The sequence below is a fragment of the Terriglobus sp. YAF25 genome (assembly GCF_052113305.1).
In the GTDB taxonomy this organism is placed as follows: domain Bacteria; phylum Acidobacteriota; class Terriglobia; order Terriglobales; family Acidobacteriaceae; genus Terriglobus.
Map to the genome: position 1 here is coordinate 1 of NZ_JBFRCY010000963.1, position 1,362 is coordinate 1,362.

The following is a 1,362-nucleotide window of genomic DNA, read 5'->3' on the forward strand; positions in this document are numbered from 1 at the left end:
GAACTGCCCGGTCGCTGATCACAAAGCCGGCAGTTGTCACGACATGGTCCTTATCAAAGACATCATCTGGCAGGACCGCGAACACGCCGGGCGCAAGTTCCCTGGAAGTAAGGTTTACCAGAGAGGCGTCCCACGGAGGTGTGGCTGCTTGATCATTATCGTTGCTCATGGATTTATCTCCTGTTGAGTTTGCTGCTAGAGCATTTTCCTGCGTTTTCCTCAATGAAAACGCCGCTGCACGCTCCTCCCGGGATGCCCAGCGACAGGAAAAATGCTCTAGTCGAAGCCGTTAAGTTCTGTCGCAGAGCAGGCTTTCGATAGAAGTGCCCTTGGTATGATGCCGTCTTGCATGCTGAGTGCAGTTCCTTTCGATTCGCTTGCGGATTAGGCACCGCGTGATCGTGCCTGAGCGCTCGTCGAGCACATACGGGAGTGAAAGGCTCTGGCGCATTCAGCACTCATGGCAATTTCTGAGCAAATGAATGGCCGACCACGGCAATGGACCCGCAAGGCCGGCTGGAGGAGCTCAACGCACCTCTAATCAATGTTTTGCCAGAGTGGCCCAGAAGGTAGCGGGCTTGTCGCGCCGACGGAACCGTGACAGATGTTCGCCACTGACGGCGTCCCGTCGCGGATTACCATTCAGAGCCAGAAGCCTCGAATTCAAGCTAGGCGTTCATACTCTCGTTGGCGCGATTTGCAGAAAACCCGGGTCTTCTTATGCCCAGTTTCTGCATTCTGTATACGAGCGAGGTACGCTTCATACCGAGACGCACAGCAGCGCCGCTTCTCCCGCCGATGACCCAATTGCTTGCGTCGAGAGCTCTCAATATATGATCTCTTTCGAGTTCATTGAGCCCAGACAACGGAATATTGCAGCCCCTGTTTGCGTTGATCTGCTCTAGTTCAGAGATAGGTGCACGCAAGACCCGATGTGGCGACAGGATCACTGCTCGTTCGATGAAGTTCTGAAGCTCTCGCACATTACCAGGCCAGCGGTACCGCAGCAAAGCATCGATCGTCTCCAAGGGAATTTCATCTATCTGTTTGTTCATCCGCTTGGCGTGAAGGTTTAGGAAATGGCCGACAAGCTTTGGAATGTCTTCCGTGYGCTGACGTAGCGGAGGAATGTGGATCGGAAATACCCGCAGCCGATAGTAGAGATCATCACGGAAAGTGGACTGCCTCACCATGGCCGCCAGATCTCGATGTGTTGCCGCGACCAACCGAACATCCACCTTGTGAGTGCGGTTGCTACCGAGCCGTTCAAATTCCTGCTCTTGAAGCACGCGCAAGAGCTTCGCCTGGAGTTCCAGGGGAATATCTCCTACTTCGTCAAGAAAAAGTGTGCCTCTATGAGCT

The 1,362-nt window shown here is 54.0% G+C and carries 1 protein-coding gene; it reads right to left on the reverse strand.

Translation table 11 applies throughout. The features are described from left to right. Positions 1–668 precede the first annotated feature (668 nt). Positions 669–1,362, reverse strand: a 694-nt coding sequence (locus AB4043_RS25620) for a sigma 54-interacting transcriptional regulator (protein WP_442308534.1), incomplete at its 5' end; no start/stop codon positions are given.